Genomic DNA, 7,533 nt, shown 5'->3' with positions numbered 1-7,533 from the left:
GCAGTAAAAAGGGAAAAATATGACGAATATAACGACATAATAGATTTCGTACAGCGCAGTGATAAAAAGCTCGAGCAGGTGAATTTTAAGCTCACCATACTTGAGACCAATACGAATGACTATAAAGATATAGGCTCGCATCTAAATTCTTTAGGCGACATCGTGACCCGCTCCGATCTAAACTATTTCATAAATCTTATTACTATGCCTTATAGCGCCGAGACAAACGTAGTAACTACAAAAAAACGGGGCTTTTACGGAGTTCTTAGCCTGCTTCAGCAAAACGGCGTAACTACCATAAAGCAAAGTCCGTTTCTGGTTGCCAAGAGCGGCGCCGAGGTTTATTTTTCATCCGTCGAAAACGTGCCTTATCTAACGAACACCAGCACCTATACACAAAACGGCACCGCCACTCAAAACAGCTACGAGTATAAAGACGTCGGCCTAAAAATCAAAATTCGCCCGGTTGTGCTTCAGAATTCAAACGTTGATTTCAGTCTCGATCTAATCGTTGAAGACTTGCTCGATTCACAAAACACCCTCACGCCGCGCACGAGTAAAAAGGAGCTTAAGTCTAACTATAGCCTTAAGCGGGGCGAACTTCTCGTTTTAAGCGGAATTAACAAAGACGTTGCCTATTCAAAACGCAACGGCGTGCCGCTACTCAAAGACATACCTATTTTAAAATATCTTTTCTCTATCGAGCAGAACTATAAAAGCACTAGCATTATTACTCTTACGATAGAGGTAAATTAAGATGTGTGTAGAGATATACGGCTCATTATGTAAGGGACAACCGAAGAGCAAAAGCGAGCTAAGCGCCAGCGCAGCGAGCTTTTGCTCTCTCCCTTGTCAATTTAATAAAAATCTGTCAGATTTAAACGAAGCTTAAAATGTTCGGTTTGAATGAGGCTGATTTTGCAGCCGTAAAGCTTAAAATTGACAGACAACGAAAGTTTTTGCAGGATTACAAATTTGTAAATTCTTTCGGCGAAGAAAAAAGCCTGCTTTCGGTTTCAAAGTCTGCAAATTTTTCAAGCACCTATTACGCCGAGGTAGCCAATAGGACAAATACTATACATATGCTTTCTGTAAAGCACGAGCTGGTGCCCGTGTTTCTAACCATTACCTTAAACGGCTGCTTTCGTAAGGCTCTAGTAGGAAATTTTGCCACCTTTACTACCAAGGATATTAGATCGCTTCCGATAGAGCAGAAGCAGAAGCTTAACGAGGGCGTGCCTTTCAGTATAAAGGACTTAGCCAACGTCTTAAATTATAATTTTCATAAATTTACGAAGCGCTTTAGGTTTGCTTACAAGGGCGAGGTATTTCAGTATATCCGCACCTTTGAGCCGCATAAAAAGGACGGCGTGCCGCATATTCACGCTTTGATATATGCCCCGAAGCATACTATCCCTTATCTATTGAAAATTTACAAAGACGTATTCTATGCCCCGCAAAACCTAAGAAATGAGCGTTTGACTGCGGCTCAGATAGCAAACGGCGAGATCAACGGCTTTCAGACCTCGATTAATAACGCCACGGGCTATGTTATGAAATATATCACCAAGACCTTTATAAATTTTAATGAAACGGACGATATTAACGAGGTTCAAGCGTGGTTTATAAAGCATAAGATACGCAGGTTTCTATCCTCACAAAATCCAATCCCGCTTTGGGTTTATCGTAAGATAAATTTCATCAAAAGCCTGCGCGATTTAGGTAACCTCAATATTTTAAAAGATTTTGATAACACGCTTATAGAGTGGGATTATAAGAGCCAAAGTATCTTTATGAGTATTCCTTATACTTCAGAGGAGCTAATTTACGAGGACGGACACCTGCTTTATTATGTCTGCGGTAGGCTTATGCACGAATATGTCAAAAATATCAATCCGGCTCAAAGCATCGGTAAAATCCAGTCTCACGAGTTTAAATCTATTAGGGAGGCTTACAATAGCGGTGTCGAGCCCGTAATTTATAAGCCAAGCAAGATATTCCGCACCGCTTGGAAAGATATGAGCGATGAAAGGCTTAAGCTTTATTGGCGCGATAATCAAAACGAAATGACGGACGATATTTTAAGCGTTCAAGATTATGCCATGCTTGAGAATGAGATGATCGATCGAGGATTTCTACAGCGTTTTAAAAATAAAGTTCGTCCTTTTACTAATGATTTGGAAGATCTTGTTTTTAGGTATTCCAATAATGGGATTATCCCATATCCATTTTAAAAATTTAAAGGAAAAGTAATGAAATATATAGCAACCCTTTCAGGCGGTAAGGATAGCACTGCAATGGTCGATATGCTTTTGAGGCACGGCCGCCCGCTGGACTATATTGTATTTAAGGATACGCTTCACGAGTTTGAATTGATGTATCGCTATGTCGAGCGATTATCTGAATATTTCAAAGCGCGCTATAACAAAGAGGTCATCATGCTCAAACCTGAGATTAGCTTTGAGGATAGTGTATTTGGCAAGATTTCAAGAGGACAGCTTGAGGGTTACATTCGTGGTTTGCCTACGCCTCAGTTTATGCCCTGCACCTGGCGCAGAGAGAGCAAAACTCGTCCTTTTGAGCGTTGGATAAAAGGGCAAAAGATCGAGGAATATAAAATTTATATCGGCTATACAATGTCCGAAATTCACCGAAAGATGGCGGGTGACGAGTTTCTTTATCCGCTCATTGATGACTTTGCAATGAGCGAGACGGACTGCACAGCATATTTACGAGAGCGAGAGATGGAGAATCCGCTGTATAGATATTTTACTCGCACAGGGTGCAGCTTTTGCCCGGCTCAAAGCGATAGAAGCTTTTTTCAAGTTTGGAAACATTTTCACAAAGATTGGGAGTATATGAAACAGATTGAAGCTAGATTGTTTCAACTTGAGAAGCAAGGCGAGAAGATCCAAAATAAATATTGGTTTAGTAAACGACGAACTTGTGCTGATATGGAAAAAGAATTTATAAAAGCCGATAAGCAAAGCGGGCTATTCGATTTTTCAGATGAGCCTTTAAAAGATTGTTTTTGTAAAATCTAAGGCGTTATGCCGTATTCGTTTTAGGAAGCTTTGTAATGTTGCTTAACGATCTTTTTAACGATTATATAGAATTTTACGAATTGATACTTCGTAAACATACCTTGGAGAGTGATATATCAACTTATAAGAAGCATATAGCTTCAAGCTTAGGCGAAAAAGACGTAAGCGATATAAGCTTTTTGGATATTCAAAGGCTCTGTAACGGCTTAATCAAGGCTGATTATAAAATCAAGACTGTTAAAAATATCCTTGCAAAGCTGCACGTAATCTTTAAATTTGCTCAAAAGCTCGAACTTGTAGCTAAAAATCCTTGCGATTTCGTTGAGTTGCCTAAATTTGACAATAAACGATACTTTGATTATCCGCTATCCGTCCAAAGGCAATTTATAAAAGCTATATGTGAAAATGAAGCTTATAGCGCCGATATATTCTTTTTTCTACTTCACGGCAGACGTAAAAATGAAGTCTTAAGCTTGTGTTGGAGTGACGTAAATTTAAAAACTAAAACTTACGTTATACCTTTTCAAATCAATAAAGCTAAGCGCGATATGATATATTCTATGAGCGACGAGCTTTATAAAAGGCTATTAAAGCGCTATATAGCCGCAAAACAGAATAATCAGCTAAATGGCTACGTCTTTGTCAATCCTGCTACTGGGTCAAAATTCGTTGATTTACGTAGAAGCTGGAATTCTTTGCTAAAGAGGAATAATCTACCTAAAATCAGGCTTCATGATATACGACATCTTATCGGCACGTATTGCATTAATCATCTTAAGCTACCGATCGAACAAGTAAGTTTTACTCTGGGGCATACTAATATTATTACTACTCAAAAATATATTACCGCCAATATAAAACAATCGAAAAATACTATCGAAAATTTGATGAATTCCGTTTAAGTAAAAAATAAGCGTTGTGATCCATACGCTTAAAATAAGCTTAATACTTTCTATTAGAAAAATAAGAATATTTTAAGATTTTATCAAATGCCCTTGTAATGGGTGTTTGGTTGCAGAGGGTGGATTTGAACCACCGACCTTCGGGTTATGAGCCCGACGAGCTACCACTGCTCTACTCTGCGATACAAGAAGTGCGAAGATTAAACAACATTCGCGAAGTGGATGGGGTAGGAGGATTCGAACCTCCGAATGATTGGACCAAAACCAATTGCCTTGCCGCTTGGCTATACCCCATCAAAAAGAATTTTTATTATACAGAAACGGCAACTAAAAGTCAAGACTGAATTCAAAAAATTTATAATAATTCAATAAATGATTTATAAAGTTATTAAATTAAATAGAAAACTATATCTATATAAATGAAAAAGGCTCTAGCTTTAGCTAGAGCCTTAGAAACAGCATATCTATACTAAATGCTTAGTTATAGTTAACGTTTTTACCACCAAATTTCAATTTACCACTATCTTTGGCAATTCTATCAGAAATTTGTTTAAGACCAGGCATCTCCCATACTTGTTTACATAAAGTAGAAGTATTGCCAATAGTTACAGATATTGAATCATTAGCAGGACTTCCTACAGTAAAGCATGTATCAGACTTAGCTTTAACTGGGTTCGCAACATTTGTCATGTCAGCAATTGTCGAACTAAAATTACCTTGTGATGTATAGTATGCACCTAAATCAGTTACAATAGTTTGAATATTGCTAGCCGCTTTAGAAACCTCAGCATCATCACGTGTAGCTGCAAGTCTTGGAATAGCAACAGCTGCCAAAATACCTAAAATAACGATAACGAAGATCAACTCGATCATAGTAAAACCTTTTTTCATGGTTTACTCCTTAAATAAAATTCATCCCGCATACCTATATGCGAAACTTGGCGTAATTATAGAGAAAAATTTAAAAATTGTCAATAGTTTTTGGCAAATTTTTTACAATTTATTTACAAAGTCCGATTTTGCGGGCATTGTAAAATCAAAATTTTAAATCCATTTGTCTATTAATGTATTGTAGTGGCGCCTCTGCACATTGATACCATAAAAATCATTTGCTTTGATTCTCGTGCATCACGCGATAAACCATATGTTTTATTCGAGATACAGGATGCTACAGCCCGTATCTCTTCGTAAGAATTCCATACTCTCCCACGCGTCTATCGCGCAAAAACGGCCACCAGCGGCGCACGTTTTCGCATCTTTGCATATCGATGGTTACGACTTCACATAGCTCATCGGTGCTATTTGCGCGAAACAGTTGCTCGCCCTGCGCGCCAAAAACAAAGCTATTGCCCCAAAACCTAATCCCATCTTCGCTACCGAGCCCGTCTATGCGCTGTTTATTCGGCAGCACCTCTAAAGTTTCGCCGTTAAATTTGATCTCTATCGAAATCTTTAAATTCTCTCGCGGCGCCTCATTTTTCGCGGGCAAAATTTCGCCGCCTATCGCCATTTTGCCGCTATCCGTTAGCGCACCGTTATTAAAAGATAAAATTCCGCCCTCGCTTAAAATTTTACTATCGCCGCTTGCATCCATGGAGCGCAAAATTTTATCGCTGACTGCTCCGCCGTCGCTTGTTGGCGAAATTTTATTTCCCCCGGATAAAATTTCATCCGACGAGACTTCGCTCAGAGCGGCGCTTTCAAAGCCCACGCGATTTACGGCGATTACGGGCAGGGAGTTTGCCACCGCATGCCCACGTTGCACCGCGACCCAAGCCTCCAGCTGACGCGCTTTTTCGTCCTCGTCGTCGCCGTCGAACCACCCGATCGCAGTCGGATATATGAGCAGCTCGGCACCGCGTAGCGCCATCGCGCGCGCCGCCTCGGGATACCACTGATCCCAGCACACGAGCACGCCGAGCCGTCCCACGCTCGTATCTATGGGCTCAAAGCCCAGATCGCCCGGCGTGAAATAAAATTTTTCGTAAAACTGCGGATCGTCGGGGATATGCATCTTGCGGTACTTGCCGGCGATCCTGCCGTCGCGCTCGAAGACCACGGCGGTGTTGTGATACAGCCCCGCGGCGCGGCGCTCGAAAAGCGAGCTTACCAGCACGACGCCAAATCTCTTCGCTACCTCGCTCCACAGCCGCAAATCGCGCTCGAAATCCTGCGCATAGTCGAAATTTTCGGTATTTTCGCGCTGACAAAAATAATGCGTCTGATGAAGCTCTTGCAAAACGATTAACTGCGCGCCCTTTGCCGCTGCGCGCGCGATGAGCTCGATACTACGCGCTATCGTGCGCGCCTTGGTACCTTCAAATTTATGCGAAATCAGCCCAACTTTTAAAATTTTCATATTTTCCCTTAGGTCTAAATTTAAAGCTTGAATTTATTCATGCACGAGCAGTGCAGCGAGCCGTTTTGACGGATGAAAACGCGCGCGTCTACTCCCACTACTTCGCGATCCGCGCATGCCGCACGCAGACGCGACAGCGCCAGCTCGTCCGCCGCGCGGTTTGGATCGTGCGGATCTGCGGGGTCTGCGTAGGTAGGCACGATGAGCGCGCCGTTTAAAAAGACGAAATTTGCGTAAGTCGCGGGCAGCCTGCGCCCCCGATAAAAGATCGCGTGCGGGATCGGCAGTTTGATCACGTCGTATCCGAGCGATGAAATTTCATCTTTCATCGCGCCAAGCTCCGCATAGTGCAGATCGCTCGGATCGTCGCACGAGCTTATCGCCACGACGCGCGGGCTTAGAAAACGCGCAAGGGTATCGACGTGGCTATCGGTATCGTCGCCCTTTATGAAGCCGCGTCCCAGCCAGATTATTTTTTTTAGCCCGAAAATTTCACGCAGCCGCGCGTCCAGCTCGGTCTTGCTTAGGGAGTTGCGATTTTCGTTTAGCAAACACGCGCTCGTAGTTAGCATCGTGCCCGCGCCGTCAAAATCGACGCTGCCGCCTTCTAAGATTAGATCCACGTCTCGCAGCGGGCGGGCGCTCGCGGCGTAAAGTTTGGAATTTAACGCGTCGTCCTTGGCGCTTGCAAACTTGCCGCCCCAGGCGTTGAAACGAAAATTTAGTCCCGTGATTTTGCCGCCCTCCTCTACGTCGATCGCGCCGTAATCGCGGATCCACGTATCGTCGGTATCGATTTGCGCGAAGCTCGCGTTTGCTAAGCCGCCGCAAATTTGCTCAAAATCCTCGCGGCTCGGCGCGATCGCGACGACCGGCTCAAACCTCGCTGCGGCGGCGATAAAGTCGCGGTAAGCCGCCCGTATCTCGCCCAAATACGGCGCCCAGTCGGTGTCCGCGTGCGGCAAAGACACCAAAAGCGCCTCTTGCTCCTCCCATTCGGCGAATGCTCTCATTTTTGCTCCAAGATTAAAATTTCACGGATTATAGCGAAGCTCGGTTTAAAAAGATATTTGTGGATGGTGCGCCCGGAGGAATTCGAATCCCCGACCTTTTGAACCGCAATCAAATGCTCTATCCAGCTGAGCTACGAGCGCACGAAATAAAAGAAAACGGGATTATAGCGTTTTTAGCTTAAATTTAGCCAAAAAGGCGGTTTAAATTTCGACAT

The 7,533-nt window shown here is 43.0% G+C and carries 6 protein-coding genes, 3 tRNA genes and 1 pseudogene; 4 read left to right on the top strand and 6 right to left on the bottom strand.

Going from position 1 to position 7,533, the window contains the following annotated elements:
- From Q0340_RS09060 to Q0340_RS09045, 4 genes and pseudogenes are all read left to right on the top strand, one after another.
- Nucleotides 1-756, top strand: a pseudogene (locus Q0340_RS09060) (type II and III secretion system protein); the annotation flags it as partial.
- Between the two features lie 137 nt (nt 757-893).
- On the top strand, nt 894-2,234 hold the full coding sequence (locus tag Q0340_RS09055; protein ID WP_298083052.1) for a hypothetical protein: 1,341 nt from the start codon (nt 894-896) through the stop codon (nt 2,232-2,234).
- A gap of 18 nt (nt 2,235-2,252) precedes the next feature.
- Entirely contained in the window at nt 2,253-3,044 is a 792-nt protein-coding gene (locus Q0340_RS09050) for a phosphoadenosine phosphosulfate reductase family protein (RefSeq protein ID WP_298083051.1), read from the top strand.
- Nucleotides 3,045-3,079: 35 nt separating this feature from the next.
- A complete protein-coding gene (locus tag Q0340_RS09045) occupies nt 3,080-3,946 on the top strand; it encodes a tyrosine-type recombinase/integrase (RefSeq protein WP_298083050.1) in 867 nt (288 codons plus the stop codon).
- Nucleotides 3,947-4,053: 107 nt separating this feature from the next.
- Here the strand turns inward: Q0340_RS09045 and Q0340_RS09040 are convergent.
- From Q0340_RS09040 to Q0340_RS09015, 6 genes are all read right to left on the bottom strand, one after another.
- Nucleotides 4,054-4,128: transfer RNA gene (locus tag Q0340_RS09040), tRNA-Met, on the bottom strand.
- A 37-nt stretch (nt 4,129-4,165) separates the two neighbouring features.
- Nucleotides 4,166-4,240: transfer RNA gene (locus Q0340_RS09035), tRNA-Gln, on the bottom strand.
- A gap of 183 nt (nt 4,241-4,423) precedes the next feature.
- Nucleotides 4,424-4,837, bottom strand: coding sequence for a prepilin-type N-terminal cleavage/methylation domain-containing protein (locus tag Q0340_RS09030; protein WP_298083049.1), 414 nt, complete (start codon nt 4,835-4,837; stop codon nt 4,424-4,426).
- A gap of 277 nt (nt 4,838-5,114) precedes the next feature.
- Nucleotides 5,115-6,305 (bottom strand): carbon-nitrogen hydrolase, encoded by a 1,191-nt coding sequence (locus Q0340_RS09025; protein ID WP_298083048.1) that lies wholly within the window; start codon nt 6,303-6,305, stop codon nt 5,115-5,117.
- Nucleotides 6,306-6,325: 20 nt separating this feature from the next.
- Complete coding sequence (locus Q0340_RS09020) at nt 6,326-7,318, bottom strand: agmatine deiminase family protein (protein ID WP_298083047.1); 993 nt, start codon at nt 7,316-7,318, stop codon at nt 6,326-6,328.
- 64 nt (nt 7,319-7,382) lie between these two features.
- Nucleotides 7,383-7,459 (bottom strand) — tRNA-Arg (locus Q0340_RS09015).
- Nucleotides 7,460-7,533 lie beyond the last annotated feature (74 nt).

Source organism: uncultured Campylobacter sp. (assembly GCF_938045595.1).
Classification (GTDB): domain Bacteria; phylum Campylobacterota; class Campylobacteria; order Campylobacterales; family Campylobacteraceae; genus Campylobacter_B.
Note: the sequence above shows the minus strand (reverse complement) of the source record. Positions and strands in the feature narration are given on the sequence as shown.

Coding starts and splice junctions, on each gene's coding strand:
- Q0340_RS09045 (WP_298083050.1), top strand. CDS start 3,080: ATGTTGCTTAACGATCTTTTTAACGATTATATAGAATTTTACGAATTG.
- Q0340_RS09020 (WP_298083047.1), bottom strand. CDS start 7,318: ATGAGAGCATTCGCCGAATGGGAGGAGCAAGAGGCGCTTTTGGTGTCT.
- Q0340_RS09055 (WP_298083052.1), top strand. CDS start 894: ATGTTCGGTTTGAATGAGGCTGATTTTGCAGCCGTAAAGCTTAAAATT.
- Q0340_RS09030 (WP_298083049.1), bottom strand. CDS start 4,837: ATGAAAAAAGGTTTTACTATGATCGAGTTGATCTTCGTTATCGTTATT.
- Q0340_RS09050 (WP_298083051.1), top strand. CDS start 2,253: ATGAAATATATAGCAACCCTTTCAGGCGGTAAGGATAGCACTGCAATG.
- Q0340_RS09025 (WP_298083048.1), bottom strand. CDS start 6,305: ATGAAAATTTTAAAAGTTGGGCTGATTTCGCATAAATTTGAAGGTACC.